The sequence below is a fragment of the Streptomyces sp. NPDC052023 genome, from assembly GCF_044548465.1.
Classification (GTDB): domain Bacteria; phylum Actinomycetota; class Actinomycetes; order Streptomycetales; family Streptomycetaceae; genus Streptomyces.
The window spans coordinates 183797-196846 of record NZ_JBIUBW010000010.1; the positions used below are offsets into that span (position 1 = coordinate 183797).

The window sequence follows — 13050 nt, forward strand, 5'->3', positions numbered from 1 at the left end:
GTAGCAGGCAGTTCATCGACGCGTAACACGCCCGGCGCCTTCGTCACCCCGGCGAAACAACGAGGGGCCTCGACCGAAACGGCACTGCGCCAATGTCGTGGCGCATAACCGGCCCACCCCTCATGCCCGCTCAAGGCTTCGCCCGCACGGGGCCGTATCCAACGACGAGGAGACGCCGATGGCTCCAGCCATCACGCTTGCGGCGGACGCACCCACGCTGTCGTCCGCGAACACAGGCTTCATGCTCATCTGTTCCGCCCTGGTGATGCTCATGACCCCGGCCCTGGCCTTCTTCTACGGAGGCATGGTCCGCGTCAAAAGCACCCTGAACATGCTGATGATGAGCTTCATCAGCCTGGGAATCGTTACCATCCTGTGGGTGCTGTACGGCTTCTCCATGGCGTTCGGTACGGATTCCGGCAGCATCATCGGCTGGAGCTCCGACTACGTCGGCTTCACGGGGATCGGCATCGGCGACCTGTGGGACGGCTACACCATCCCGGTCTACGTCTTCGCCGTCTTCCAGCTGATGTTCGCGATCATCACGCCCGCGCTGATCAGCGGCGCCCTCGCGGACCGCGTGAAGTTCACGGCATGGGCGCTGTTCATCACCCTGTGGGCCACGGTCGTGTACTTCCCCGTCGCCCACTGGGTCTGGGGTGCCGGCGGCTGGGCCTTCGAGCTGGGTGTGATCGACTTCGCCGGCGGTACGGCGGTCCACATCAACGCCGGTGCCGCGGCCCTCGGCGTCATCCTGGTGATCGGCAAGCGCATCGGATTCAAGCGGGACCCGATGCGTCCGCACAGCCTGCCCCTGGTGATGCTGGGCGCCGGCCTGCTGTGGTTCGGCTGGTTCGGCTTCAACGCCGGTTCCTGGCTCGGCAACGACGACGGCGTCGGCGCGCTGATGTTCGTCAACACCCAGATCGCCACCGCCGCCGCCATGCTGGCCTGGCTGATCTACGAGAAGCTGCGGCACGGCGCCTTCACCACGCTGGGCGCGGCCTCCGGCGCGGTCGCCGGTCTGGTCGCCATCACCCCGGCCGGAGGCGCGGTCGACCCGCTCGGCGCGATCGCGGTCGGCGCCATCGCCGGTCTGCTGTGCGCCATGGCCGTCGGCCTGAAGTACAAGTTCGGCTACGACGACTCCCTGGACGTCGTCGGCGTCCACCTGGTCGGCGGTGTCGCCGGCTCCCTGCTGATCGGCTTCTTCGCCAGCGGCAAGGGCCAGTCCGAGGTCGAGGGGCTGTTCTACGGCGGTGGCCTGGACCAGTTCTGGAAGCAGTGTGCCGGTGTCTTCGCGGTCCTCGCCTACTCTCTGGTCGTCTCCGCGGTCCTCGCCTTCCTGATCGACAAGACGATCGGCATGCGGGTCTCCGAGGACGACGAGGTGGCCGGCATCGACCAGGCCGAGCACGCCGAGACCGCATACGACTTCAGCGGTGCCGGCGGTGGCACCCGCATCGCCGCCTCCGCCCCCGCCCCGGTCGCCGACACTGCCAGCAAGAAGGTGGACGCATGAAGCTCATCACCGCGGTCGTCAAGCCGCACCGGCTCGACGAGATCAAGGAAGCCCTCCAGGCGTTCGGCGTACACGGCCTGACCGTCACCGAGGCGAGCGGCTACGGTCGCCAGCGGGGCCACACCGAGGTCTACCGGGGTGCCGAGTACACCGTCGACCTGGTCCCCAAGATCCGTATCGAGGTGCTGGCCGAGGACGACGACGCGGAGCAGCTCATCGACGTCCTGGTGAAGGCGGCCCGCACCGGCAAGATCGGTGACGGCAAGGTCTGGTCGGTACCGGTCGAGACCGCCGTACGGGTGCGCACCGGCGAGCGCGGCCCGGACGCGCTCTGACACGCGGAAGAACAGGAGTCGCTGGGTGACGGGTACGGACGTACATGCGGACGTGGAGGAGTCGGGACCCAGCGGCTACGCGGCGGCCCGGCTGCGCCTCCTCACTCAGGGGGCGCGGTCCGGGCCGCCGCGCCGTGCGGCCCTGGCCGAGCTCACCGACGACTGGCTGACAGGGCTGTTCGAGGCGGGAGCCGGAGGACTGCGAGGGGTGTCGCTCGTCGCGGTCGGCGGTTACGGCCGCGGTGAGCTGTCCCCGCGCAGCGACCTGGACCTCCTGCTGCTGCATGACGGCGGCGACCCCGCGGGGATCGCCGCCCTCGCCGACCGCCTCTGGTACCCGGTCTGGGACCTGGGCCTGGCCCTCGACCACTCCGTGCGCACACCGGCCGAGGCGCGCAAGGCGGCCGGGGACGACCTCAAGGTCCAGCTCGGCCTGCTGGACGCCCGCCACATCGCGGGCGACCTGGGCCTGACCGCCGGCCTGCGGACGGCGGTCCTCGCCGACTGGCGCAACCAGGCGCCCAAACGCCTCCCCGCGCTCCGGGAGCTCTGCGCCGAACGCGCCGAACGGCAGGGCGAGCTGCAGTACCTGCTGGAGCCCGACCTCAAGGAGGCACGCGGTGGCCTGCGGGACGCCACCGCCCTGCGCGCCGTCGCCGCCTCATGGCTGGCCGACGCCCCGCGTGAGGGCCTCGACGACGCCCGGCGCCGGCTGCTCGACGTCCGGGACGCCCTGCATCTCGCCACCGGCCGCGCCACCGACCGGCTCGCCCTGCAGGAACAGGACCAGGTCGCGGCCGAGCTGGGGCTGCTCGACGCCGACACCCTGCTGCGGCAGGTGTACGAGGCGGCGCGGCTCGTCTCGTACGCCAGCGATGTCACCTGGCGTGAGGTGGGGCGCGTACTGAGGTCGCGGGCCGTGCGGCCCCGGCTGCGTTCCATGCTGGGCGGGGGGAAGCAGATCACCGAGCGTTCGCCGCTGGCCGAGGGCGTGGTGGAACAGGACGGCGAGGTGGTCCTCGCCCGAGCCGCCCGTCCCGACCGCGACCCCGTGCTCCCGTTGCGCGCCGCGGCCGCCGCCGCGCAGGCCGGACTGCCGCTCTCCCTGCACGCCGTACGGCGCATGGCGGCCGGTGCCCGCCCACTGCCCATGCCCTGGCCCGCCGAGGCGCGCGAGCAGCTGGTGACGCTGCTCGGCTCCGGGCGCCCGACCGTCGAGGTCTGGGAGGCGCTGGAGGCCGAGGGCATGATCACCCGGCTCATCCCCGACTGGGAGCGGGTGCGCTGCCGGCCGCAGCGCAACGCCGTGCACCTCTGGACCGTGGACCGGCACCTCATCGAGACCGCCGTCCGCGCCTCCGAGTTCACCCGCCGTGTCCACCGCCCCGACCTGCTGCTGGTCGCCGCGCTGCTCCACGACATCGGCAAGGGCTGGCCGGGCGACCACTCGGTGGCGGGCGAGACCATCGCCCGCGACGTGGCGGGCCGGATCGGCTTCGACCGCGCGGACGTGGCCGTCCTCGCCACGCTCGTACGCCATCACCTGCTGCTCGTCGAGACCGCCACCCGGCGTGACCTGGACGACCCGGCCACCGTGCGCTCCGTCGCCGAGGCGGTCGGCTCGCAGGGCACGCTGGAGCTGCTGCACGCGCTCACCGAGGCCGACGCGCTGGCCACCGGGCCGGCCGCCTGGTCGTCCTGGCGCGGTTCGCTCGTCGCCGACCTGGTGAAGCGGGTCTCGGCCGTGCTCGCCGGGGACACCCCGGCCGACCCGGAGGCCGCCGCGCCCACCGCCGAGCAGGAGCGGCTCGCCATCGAGGCGGTCGCCACGGGCAGCCCCGTGCTGGCGCTGCGGGCGCAGACCGAGGCGCCCACGGAGGAGGCGTCCGGGCCGGAGCCGCTCGGTGTGGAGCTCCTCGTCGCCGTACCGGACCAGCCCGGGGTGCTGCCCGCGGTCTCCGGTGTCCTCGCGATGCACCGGCTGGCCGTGCGCACGGCCGAGCTGCGGGCCCTTCGGCTGCCGGACGGCGTCGAGGGCTCGGTGCTGCTGCTGGACTGGCGGGTGGCCGCCGAATACGGCTCGCTGCCGCAGGCCGCCCGGCTGCGTGCGGACCTGGTGCGCGCCCTGGACGGAACCCTCGACATCGCCGGCCGCCTGGCCGAGCGCGACGCCGCGTACCCGCGCCGCCGGGGCGTCGTCGCGCCGCCCCCGCGCGTGACCGTCGCCTCGGCCGGGTCCCGCCTCGCCACGGTGATCGAGGTGCGCGCCCAGGACGCGCCGGGGCTCCTGTTCCGTATCGGGCGGGCCCTGGAGGACGCGGGCGTGCGGGTACGTAGCGCGCACGTGTCGACGCTGGGCGCGAACGCGGTCGACGCGTTCTACGTCACAGGCCCGCAGGGCACGCCCCTGCCGGGCGAGGAGGCGGTGGCGGTGGCACGGAAGCTGGAGGAGATGCTGCGGGGGTGAGCGCCGCGTAGCTCGTGGTGCTCTTCATGTGCTGGACGAGGACGATTCCCTTGGCGGGCCAGATACCCTGGAGGGCGATCCCTACTGTCGCCTACTGCCGAGGACCGACGCCGCCGTGTTCGATACCCTTTCCGACCGCCTCTCAGCCACCTTCAAGTCCCTCAGGGGCAAGGGGCGACTCAGTGAAGCGGACATCGACGCCACGGCTCGCGAGATCCGGATCGCGCTCCTCGAAGCGGACGTGGCGCTGCCGGTCGTCCGGAGCTTCATCAAGAACGTCAAGGAGCGCGCGCTCGGCGCCGAGGTCTCCAAGGCGCTGAACCCGGCCCAGCAGGTCCTGAAGATCGTCAACGACGAGCTCGTCACGATCCTCGGCGGCGAGACCCGGCGGCTGCGCTTCGCCAAGCAGCCGCCCACCGTGATCATGCTGGCGGGTCTGCAGGGTGCCGGTAAGACCACCCTCGCGGGCAAGCTCGGCCGGTGGCTCAAGGAGCAGGGCCACTCGCCGCTGCTGGTCGCCGCCGACCTCCAGCGCCCGAACGCCGTGAACCAGCTGAGCGTCGTCGCCGAGCGCGCGGGCGTGGCCGTCTACGCGCCGGAGCCGGGCAACGGCGTCGGCGACCCGGTCAAGGTCGCCAAGGACTCCATCGACTTCGCGAAGTCCAAGGTCCACGACATCGTCATCGTGGACACCGCCGGCCGCCTGGGCATCGACCAGGAGATGATGCAGCAGGCCGCGGACATCCGGGACGCGGTCTCGCCGGACGAGATCCTGTTCGTCGTCGACGCGATGATCGGTCAGGACGCGGTCAACACCGCCGAGGCGTTCCGCGACGGCGTCGGCTTCGACGGCGTGGTGCTCTCCAAGCTCGACGGTGACGCCCGCGGTGGTGCGGCGCTGTCGATCCGGCAGATCACCGGCAAGCCGATCATGTTCGCCTCGAACGGCGAGAAGCTCGACGACTTCGACGCCTTCCACCCCGACCGGATGGCTTCCCGCATCCTCGACATGGGTGACCTGCTCACCCTGATCGAGCAGGCGGAGAAGACGTTCAGCCAGGAAGAGGCCGAGAAGATGGCCTCCAAGCTGGCGTCCAAGAAGGGCCAGGACTTCACCCTGGACGACTTCCTGGCCCAGATGGAGCAGGTCAGGAAGATGGGCAGCATCTCCAAGCTGCTCGGCATGCTGCCCGGTATGGGCCAGATCAAGGACCAGATCCAGAACCTCGACGAGCGGGACGTCGACCGCACGGCCGCGATCATCAAGTCGATGACCCCGGGCGAGCGCCAGGACCCGACGATCATCAACGGCTCGCGCCGCGCCCGTATCGCCCGCGGTTCCGGTGTCGACGTCAGCGCGGTGAAGAACCTGGTCGAGCGGTTCTTCGAGGCCCGCAAGATGATGTCCCGGATGGCCCAGGGCGGCGGCATGCCGGGCATGCCGGGGATGCCGGGCATGGGCGGCGGCCCCGGCCGGGCGAAGAAGCAGCAGAAGAAGGCCAAGGGCAAGCAGCGCTCGGGGAACCCGATGAAGCGCAAGCAGCAGGAGCAGGAGGCCGCCGCCCGCCGCGCGGCCGCCGCCCAGGGCGGCAACGCCTTCGGGGTCCCGCAGCAGGGCGCGCAGGACTTCGAACTTCCCGACGAGTTCAAGAAGTTCATGGGCTGAGCCCGTTCCGTACGACGCAGAGGGCGCCCCTTCGCCGCAAGGGGCGCCCTCTGAGCATGCCGTAGCCCGCTGTGTGCCGTAACGTCCAGATATGAGCAATGCCGCGCCACCACGCAAGGCTGACCAGCCGTGGCGCACCGAGGGCACCCCGGACGAGCCGCCCAAGCGGCCCGACGGCCGCCGGATACGCGGCCGGTGGTGGGGCCTGCTCCTCACCGCGGTGATCGTGTTCCTGCTGGCCTACGTGGGACTGAACTACCTGGGCGCCGGCAGCGAGCCGACGATCTCCTACACCGAGTTCAGCCGCCAGGTCGACGCCGGCAACGTCTCGCGGATCTACTCCAAGGGCGACACGATCCAGGGCGAGCTCAAGAGCGCCAGGGACAACCCCGAGGGCGGCGGCGACTACACCAAGTTCATGACCCAGCGGCCCGCCTTCGCCGAGGACGACCTGTGGCAGGAGCTGAGCAGCCGCAACGTCACGGTGACCGCGCAGCCGGTCGTGGTGCAGCGCAGCCTCCTCACCAATCTGCTGATCTCGCTGGCCCCGATCGTGGTCATCGTCGCCGTGTGGATCTTCATCGTCCGGCGGTTCGGTTCCGGCCGGGGCGGCGGCATGGGCGGCATGTTCGGACGCAAGCCCCCGCCCAAGCCGGTCGAGCTGCTGCCCGGCAGGCACCGTACGACCTTCGCCGACGTGGCCGGGATCGACGAGGTCAAGGGCGAGCTGGACGACGTCGTCGACTTCCTGGAACACCCCGACGCCTACCGCAGCATGGGCGCGAAGATGCCGCGCGGTGTGCTGCTCGCGGGCTCGCCCGGCACCGGAAAGACCCTGCTGGCGCGTGCTGTGGCCGGTGAGGCGGGCGTGCCGTTCTTCTCCGCCTCGGCGTCCGAGTTCATCGAGATGATCGTCGGTGTCGGCGCCTCGCGCGTCCGGGAGCTGTTCGCCGAGGCCCGCAAGGTGGCTCCCTCGATCATCTTCATCGACGAGATCGACACCATCGGACGGGTGCGCGGCGCCGGTGCGTCGGTGAGCGGTCACGACGAGCGCGAGCAGACCCTGAACCAGATCCTGACGGAGATGGACGGCTTCTCCGGCTCGGAGGGCGTGGTCGTCATAGCGGCCACGAACCGGGCCGACATCCTGGACCCCGCGCTGACCCGGCCCGGCCGGTTCGACCGCGTGGTCAACGTCGCCCCGCCGGATCGCGCCGGACGCGAGGCGATCCTGCGGATCCACACCCGCGACATCCCTCTGGCCGACGACGTGGACCTGGCCCGGCTGGCCCGTACGACACCGGGCATGACAGGTGCGGATCTGGCCAACCTCGCCAATGAGGGTGCGCTGCTCGCGGTCAAGCGCAAGCAGGACCAGGTGACGTCCGCGGACCTGTCCGAGGCGCTGGAGAAGGTCCAGCTGGGAGCCGAACGGACTCTCGTGATGCCCGAGGAGGACCGCCGTCGCACCGCCTGCCACGAGAGTGGGCACGCCCTCCTCGGCATGCTTCAGCCCGGTGCCGACCCCGTCCGCAAGATCACCATCGTGCCGCGCGGCCGGGCCCTGGGCGTGACCATGTCGACCCCGGAGGTCGAGCGGTACGCGCACTCGGAGCAGTATCTGCGCGGCCGCATCATCGGCGCCCTCGGCGGCATGGCGGCGGAGGAGGTCGTCTACGGCGTCGTCACCACGGGCGCGGAGAGCGACCTCGAACAGGTGACGAGCATCGCGCGAGGGATGGTGGCCCGCTGGGGGATGAGCGAGCGCGTCGGCCGGCTGTCCGCCCTGCCCAGCGACGCCCAGCAGGCGTACGGCCTCTCCGCCGCCCCGCAGACCCTCGACGTGATCGACTCCGAGATGCGCCGGATCGTCGACGACTGCTACGAGGAGGCCTGCCGCAAACTCCGCGACAACCGCCACCGGCTGGACGCGCTGACGGAGGCGCTGCTGGAACGGGAGACGCTGGAGGAGACGGAGGCCTACCGGATCGCCGGGGTCACCCGGCTGGACAAGGACGACACGGTGGCATAGGGGTCTGTCGTCCGGGCCGGGGCGCCGGGGCCGAGCGTGGTGAGGGCCGAGCGTGGTGAGGGGTGGGGGTGGCCGGGGGTCCCGTGGTGTGGTCGGGTCGCCGGGCGCCGAGGGCGGTGAGGGGTGTGGGAGACCTGGCGTCCTCGGTTGTGGTCGGGTCGCCGGGCGCCGAGGGCGGTGAGGGGTGCGGGAGACCGGCGTCCTCGGTCTTGGCCGGGTCGCCGGGCGGTGAGGGGTGTCTGTGACCACGCGGCCGCGGTGTGATCCCAACGGCAGGTCCTGGAACCCGCCGCCGCGCCGCCGGTGCCACCGGCGCGGTCCTCGGGCTCCGCCCGCGTGCCCGGCCCCGCTCAGGGGACGCGGGCGATCAGGTAGCGGAACACGTTCGGCATCCACACCGTGCCGTCCGGCCGGCGGTGCTGGTGCAGTGCCTCGGCCAGTTCCTTGCCCACCTGCTCCTGATCGGTCGCCGCGAGCGCCGCGTCGAACAGCCCGGTCGACAGCAGGCCGCGCGCCGCGCTGTCCACGTCGGCGTACCCGAACGGGCAGGCGACCCGGCCCGAGCCGTCCGGCCTCAGCCCGGCCCGCTGGGCGACCTCCTCCAGGTCGTCGCGGAGCGCCGGGCGCCAGCTGCCGCCGCCCCGCAGCGGATCCGCGAGCTTGGTCGCCACCCGCAGCACCGAGGACGTGGCGCAGCGCTCCGGTGGTCCCCATCCGGCCAGCACGACCGGAGCGTCCCGTGCGGCGAGCGGGGTCGCCGCGGCGAGCAGCTCACCGAGGCCCTCGGCGTCACCCGCGAGACATCCGATGGGCTCGAAGGCGGTGACGACCGTGTACGCCGTGGACCGCGCGGCGTCGTCCTGCTCGGGGCCGGCGTCCTCCGGGGCGCCCTCGACGAGCCGTGCATCCGCCGTACGCGCGCGCGTGCGGGGTGCCTCCGCCCCCGAGGGCAGCAGGCGCTCGCGTGCCAGGGCCAGTCTCTCGGGCGAGGAGGACTCGACACCCGTGACGGCGGCGCCCCGGGCGGCCGCCAGCAGCAGTGCGAGCCCCGAACCGCAGCCGAGGCCCAGCAGCCGGGTGCCGGGTCCCACGTCCAGTCGCTCGTAGACGGCCTCGTAGAGCGGTACGAGCATCCGCTCCTGGATCTCCGACCAGTCACGCGCGCGTGCACACAGGTCCACGCGGGGTGCGGGTCCCGCGTGAGGCAGGTGCTGCCGCACGAGCGTAGGTGTCATCGAAAGCGCCCCAATCCGCAGCGAGTTGCCGCTGTACCCGTTTTTCGTCGCCCCCGTCGCGTACGCCCAGCCTCCCCCCGTATGCCAGGTAACTCCGAGCCCGCGACCGCGTCCAGGGGTCTCGGCGGCCCGCTTGTGACGTGCCCCCGTGAGTGGCGAGAATTCACATTCCGGCAACGCTGCTGTCCCTCCTCACGACGGAATTGCTCCGTCCGGGGGACCGGGGAGTGGCGCGATCCTGCCGTGGGCGATGACCGTGGGTCGCGGGCCGGGGCGGTCGCCGGGTTCCGGCCAAGGTCGACAGCGCCGGTCGCCGCCCGGTCACCGTCCCGTTGCGGAAGGACGGGGCGGTGGCGGACCCGGGGGGCGCACCGGGTAGGGTCGCGGTCGTACCGCGCGCCGGCCGGGCCGGGACACGAGGCGGCCGAAACGCCTCTTGCGCACCCGCGGACGCATGTACCCCGTCACGGCGGTGGCGCTCTACGTGCCGGGTCGTACGTATGACTACGTACCACCTTGTAGTGAGGTGTGTGGCTTCTCCGCAGATCAGCGCACCCGCCCTCCTCAGGACGCATCAGCGGCAACTGACGGGTACGTGCAAATTATTTGGGATGCCCCGGAATAGGAACACAGCGGGGCTCAGGCTCGTTCTCATTACGTGAGCACGACACCACCTGTTCTCGCCGCAGAGCTGGCACAGGCGTGGGCCGACATTCAGCGGTACCACCCCGAGCTGCCGGACCTTGCCGCGCCCGAGTCCCTGATCGGGGAGTCGTCGTCCGCCTGCGGACACGAACTCTCCTTCGAGCGGCTGCTTCACGAGGCAGTCCACGGCATCGCCGCCGCGCGCGGAATCCGCGACACCTCCCGCGCCGGCCGATACCACAACCGCAGATTCCTCGCGATCGCCGAGGAGCTGGGCCTGGACCACCCCGAGGAGCCGCATCCCAGCAGCGGCTTCTCGCTGGTCACGCTCAACCCCGAGGCGAAGCGGCGGTACCGCCCGACGATCGAGCGCCTCCAGCGCGCCCTGAAGGCACACACCGCCGCCACCACCACCGACACCAGCCGCAGCTTCCGCGGCCCGGCCGCCCGCCATGGCTCCTCCGGCGGCGGCGTCCGGGTCAAGGCGGTGTGCGACTGCGGCCGCAACGTACGGGTCGTCCCGTCCGTTCTGGCCCAGGCGCCGATCATGTGCGGCGGTTGCGGCAAGCCGTTCCGGATCCCGGAAGTGGTGGGCGCGGGGGCACGGTGAGCGCACGGCTGTTCGTGGCAGCCGTGCGGCACCAGCCTTAGCGCCTGTCCGGCACATTTCCCCCTGCCCCGCGACGCCTGGCGGGCAGGACGTGGTGCCGCGGGTCACGCACCCGGCGTCGGTCGTGGCAACGCCGGGTGCCGCTCCGGTGTGCCCTGGCGCACCCTGGTCCGAAGCGCCCGGCGGCGTGTGGCAGAATGGTCAGCTGTACTCGACAGCCGCACAGGACCCCTCTCTCCTCCGGCTGACGCGTCCATCGGGCACTCGGGTACCGCAACCCCACGCGGCATTTCTCGCCGTGCCCAACCACGTCAAATCCAGGAGAACCCACTCCCGTGGCAGTCAAGATCAAGCTGAAGCGTCTGGGCAAGATCCGTTCGCCTCACTACCGCATCGTCGTCGCCGACTCCCGCACCCGCCGTGACGGCCGTGCGATCGAGGAGATCGGCAAGTACCACCCGACGTACAACCCGTCGGTGATCGAGGTCGACGCCGAGCGCGTGGCGTACTGGCTCCGTGTCGGCGCCCAGCCGACCGAGCCCGTGCTCGCCATCCTGAAGAAGACCGGCGACTGGCAGAAGTTCAAGGGCGAGCCCGCCCCGGCGCCGCTGCTCGTCGCCGAGCCCAAGGCCGCGCGTCCGTCCTTCGAGGCTCTCGGCGGTGACGACGAGGGCAAGGGTGAGGCCATCACCCAGAAGAAGAAGGCCGACAAGAAGGACGAGGCCCCGGCCGAGTCCGCGGCTGAGTCCACCGAGGCCTGAGCATGCTCGAGGAGGCTCTCGAGCACCTCGTGAAGGGCATCGTCGACAACCCTGACGATGTGCAGGTCGCCTCGCGCAACCTGCGCCGCGGGCGGGTGCTGGAGGTCCGGGTGCACCCCGACGACCTCGGAAAGGTGATCGGCCGCAACGGCCGCACCGCACGCGCCCTGCGCACCGTCGTGGGCGCCATCGGCGGCCGCGGCGTCCGTGTCGACCTCGTCGACGTGGACCACGTCCGCTGACACAAGGCAGCGCAGCACCGGCTCGGGCCGGGGAGGGCCCTCGGGCCGTCCCCGGCCCGTAGTCGTACGACAGGAGAACAAGCACAGTGCAGCTGGTAGTCGCACGGATCGGCCGTGCCCACGGCATCAAGGGCGAGGTCACCGTCGAGGTACGTACCGACGAGCCGGAACTCAGGCTCGCCCCCGGCGCCGTACTGGCCACCGACCCGGCCTCCACCGGGCCGCTGACCATCGAGACGGGCCGCGTGCACAGCGGCCGTCTGCTGCTGCGATTCGAGGGCGTGGGCGACCGCTCCGCCGCCGAGGCCCTGCGCAACACGCTCCTGATCGCCGAGATCGACCCGGAGGAACTCCCCGAGGGCGAGGACGAGTACTACGACCACCAGCTGATGGACCTCGACGTCGTGACGACGGACGGGGTGGAGGTCGGCCGGATCACCGAGATCTCGCACCTGCCCTCGCAGGACCTCTTCATCGTGGAGCGCCCGGACGGCAGCGAGGTCATGATCCCGTTCGTCGCGGAGATCGTCACCGAGATCGACCTCGAGGAACAGCGGGCCGTCGTCGACCCGCCGCCCGGCCTCATCGACGACCGCGCGGAGATCGCCTCGTCCAGGGACGAGTCCTGATGCGGCTCGACGTCGTCACGATCTTCCCCGAGTACCTCGACCCGCTGAACGTCTCCCTGGTCGGCAAGGCCCGCGCGCGTGGGCAGCTGAAGGTGCACGTGCACGATCTGCGCACCTGGACCTACGACCGTCACCACACGGTCGACGACACGCCGTACGGCGGCGGACCCGGCATGGTCATGAAGACCGGGCCCTGGGGCGACGCCCTCGACTCCGTCCTCGCCGACGGGTACGAGACGGGCTCGCACGGCCCGGCCCTGATCGTCCCCACGCCCAGCGGCCGCCCCTTCACGCAGGAACTCGCCGTCGAGCTCTCCGAGCGCCCCTGGCTGATCTTCACCCCGGCCCGGTACGAGGGCATCGACCGGCGGGTCGTCGACGAGTACGCCACCCGGATGCCGGTGTACGAGGTGTCCATCGGCGACTACGTGCTCGCCGGCGGCGAGGCGGCCGTACTGGTTGTCACCGAGGCCGTGGCGCGGCTGCTGCCCGGCGTCCTCGGCAACGCCGAGTCGCACCGGGACGACTCCTTCGCGCCCGGTGCCATGGCAGGCCTCCTGGAGGGGCCCGTCTACACCAAGCCGCCCGAGTGGCGGGACCGCGGGATCCCGGACGTGCTCCTCAGCGGGCACCACGGCAAGATCGCCCGCTGGCGGCGCGACGAGGCACTGCGGCGCACGACGGCCAACCGTCCGGATCTGATCGAGAGTTGCGATCCCAAGGCCTTCGACAAGAAGGACCGCGAGATGCTCTCCATCCTGGGCTGGGCACCGGACCCCGCGGGGGAGCCGTACGGACGATTTTGGCGCAGGACCGAGGGCGTGGAAGAATAGGCCGCTGTTGTGCGCCCGTCCGGCGTGCGCCCCTGCCACAGGGGGACACGACGCCCGCCCCGACCCGCACGGC

General features: G+C 71.6%; 11 protein-coding genes. 10 read left to right on the plus strand and 1 reads right to left on the minus strand.

The window, feature by feature from the left end:
- Nucleotides 1-178: 178 nt before the first annotated feature.
- From ACIHCM_RS21520 to ftsH, 5 genes are all read left to right on the plus strand, one after another.
- Nucleotides 179-1522, plus strand: coding sequence for an ammonium transporter (locus ACIHCM_RS21520; RefSeq protein ID WP_399898149.1), 1344 nt, complete (start codon nucleotides 179-181; stop codon nucleotides 1520-1522).
- Entirely contained in the window at nucleotides 1519-1857 is a 339-nt protein-coding gene (locus ACIHCM_RS21525) for a P-II family nitrogen regulator (RefSeq protein ID WP_393105922.1), read from the plus strand. The genes ACIHCM_RS21520 and ACIHCM_RS21525 overlap by 4 nt, the downstream gene beginning before the upstream one ends.
- A 25-nt stretch (nucleotides 1858-1882) precedes the next feature.
- Nucleotides 1883-4324, plus strand: coding sequence for a [protein-PII] uridylyltransferase (locus ACIHCM_RS21530; RefSeq protein ID WP_399898151.1), 2442 nt, complete (start codon nucleotides 1883-1885; stop codon nucleotides 4322-4324).
- A gap of 115 nt (nucleotides 4325-4439) precedes the next feature.
- Nucleotides 4440-5990, plus strand: a complete 1551-nt coding sequence (gene ffh / locus ACIHCM_RS21535; RefSeq protein WP_399898153.1) for a signal recognition particle protein — start codon at nucleotides 4440-4442, stop codon at nucleotides 5988-5990.
- A 91-nt stretch (nucleotides 5991-6081) separates the two neighbouring features.
- Nucleotides 6082-8022 carry an ATP-dependent zinc metalloprotease FtsH gene (gene ftsH, locus ACIHCM_RS21540; RefSeq protein WP_399898155.1) on the plus strand — a complete coding sequence of 647 codons (1941 nt, stop codon included), beginning with the start codon at nucleotides 6082-6084 and terminating at the stop codon, nucleotides 8020-8022.
- A 350-nt stretch (nucleotides 8023-8372) separates the two neighbouring features.
- Here the strand turns inward: ftsH and ACIHCM_RS21545 are convergent, their stop codons facing one another.
- Nucleotides 8373-9257, minus strand: a complete 885-nt coding sequence (locus ACIHCM_RS21545; RefSeq protein ID WP_399898157.1) for an SAM-dependent methyltransferase — start codon at nucleotides 9255-9257, stop codon at nucleotides 8373-8375.
- Between the two features lie 658 nt (nucleotides 9258-9915).
- Between ACIHCM_RS21545 and ACIHCM_RS21550 the strand changes: the two genes are divergently transcribed.
- From ACIHCM_RS21550 to trmD, 5 genes are all read left to right on the plus strand, one after another.
- Nucleotides 9916-10512 carry a hypothetical protein gene (locus tag ACIHCM_RS21550; RefSeq protein ID WP_365458061.1) on the plus strand — a complete coding sequence of 199 codons (597 nt, stop codon included), beginning with the start codon at nucleotides 9916-9918 and terminating at the stop codon, nucleotides 10510-10512.
- A gap of 335 nt (nucleotides 10513-10847) precedes the next feature.
- Entirely contained in the window at nucleotides 10848-11273 is a 426-nt protein-coding gene (gene rpsP / locus ACIHCM_RS21555) for a 30S ribosomal protein S16 (RefSeq protein ID WP_393105911.1), read from the plus strand.
- A 2-nt stretch (nucleotides 11274-11275) separates the two neighbouring features.
- The gene (locus tag ACIHCM_RS21560; RefSeq protein ID WP_003973401.1) at nucleotides 11276-11515 is read left to right on the plus strand and encodes an RNA-binding protein; all 240 of its coding nucleotides are present in this window, start codon (nucleotides 11276-11278) and stop codon (nucleotides 11513-11515) included.
- An 86-nt stretch (nucleotides 11516-11601) separates the two neighbouring features.
- Nucleotides 11602-12144 (plus strand): ribosome maturation factor RimM, encoded by a 543-nt coding sequence (gene rimM / locus ACIHCM_RS21565; protein ID WP_399898160.1) that lies wholly within the window; start codon nucleotides 11602-11604, stop codon nucleotides 12142-12144.
- Nucleotides 12144-12977 carry a tRNA (guanosine(37)-N1)-methyltransferase TrmD gene (gene trmD, locus ACIHCM_RS21570; protein WP_399898162.1) on the plus strand — a complete coding sequence of 278 codons (834 nt, stop codon included), beginning with the start codon at nucleotides 12144-12146 and terminating at the stop codon, nucleotides 12975-12977. The genes rimM and trmD overlap by 1 nt, the downstream gene beginning before the upstream one ends.
- Nucleotides 12978-13050 lie beyond the last annotated feature (73 nt).

Bases quoted from the DNA above. Each gene is read 5' to 3' on its own strand.
- ACIHCM_RS21560 (WP_003973401.1), top strand. From the start codon at position 11,276: ATGCTCGAGGAGGCTCTCGAGCACCTCGTGAAGGGCATCGTCGACAAC.
- trmD (WP_399898162.1), top strand. From the start codon at position 12,144: ATGCGGCTCGACGTCGTCACGATCTTCCCCGAGTACCTCGACCCGCTG.
- ACIHCM_RS21520 (WP_399898149.1), top strand. From the start codon at position 179: ATGGCTCCAGCCATCACGCTTGCGGCGGACGCACCCACGCTGTCGTCC.
- ACIHCM_RS21545 (WP_399898157.1), bottom strand. From the start codon at position 9,257: ATGACACCTACGCTCGTGCGGCAGCACCTGCCTCACGCGGGACCCGCA.
- ACIHCM_RS21525 (WP_393105922.1), top strand. From the start codon at position 1,519: ATGAAGCTCATCACCGCGGTCGTCAAGCCGCACCGGCTCGACGAGATC.
- ftsH (WP_399898155.1), top strand. From the start codon at position 6,082: ATGAGCAATGCCGCGCCACCACGCAAGGCTGACCAGCCGTGGCGCACC.